Origin of the sequence: Undibacterium sp. JH2W, assembly GCF_049340425.1 — a bacterium.
Classification (GTDB): Bacteria; Pseudomonadota; Gammaproteobacteria; order Burkholderiales; family Burkholderiaceae_D; genus Undibacterium.
In genome coordinates this window covers 1-345 of the sequence record NZ_JBMPOT010000088.1, presented here as the reverse complement: position 1 = coordinate 345, position 345 = coordinate 1, and the positions used below count along the sequence as shown (strand labels likewise).

1 protein-coding gene is annotated in these 345 nt (G+C 50.7%); it reads right to left on the bottom strand.

Translation table 11 applies throughout. The features are described 5' to 3' along the window. A partial coding sequence (locus ACO0LC_RS29240; RefSeq protein ID WP_423009785.1) for a DDE-type integrase/transposase/recombinase occupies window positions 1-345 on the bottom strand: 345 nt, incomplete at both ends.

The window sequence follows — 345 nt, the reverse complement described above, 5'->3', positions numbered from 1 at the left end:
TTTATTGCTGACAGCCTTCCACAGTGCTTTTGCTGTCAAGGCTTGTGTCATACGTTCTCCCATGGCATAGCCGACAATCTCGCAGGTATAGACATCCTTGACCCCTGCCAGATAAAGCCATCCTTCATCAGTGCTGATATAGGTGATATCGGTCACCCATACTTGGTTTGGGCTGCCTGGGGCAAATGTCTGGTCCAGCAGATTGTTTGCCACAGGAAGCTGGTGATTCGAATTGGTTGTTGCCTTGAATTTTTGTTTTTGCTTGCAGCGCAAGGCGAGTATGCGGCGCAACCGGATAATGCGATCGCGGCCAGCTTTAAATCCTTGGGCTGCCAGCTCCGGTTG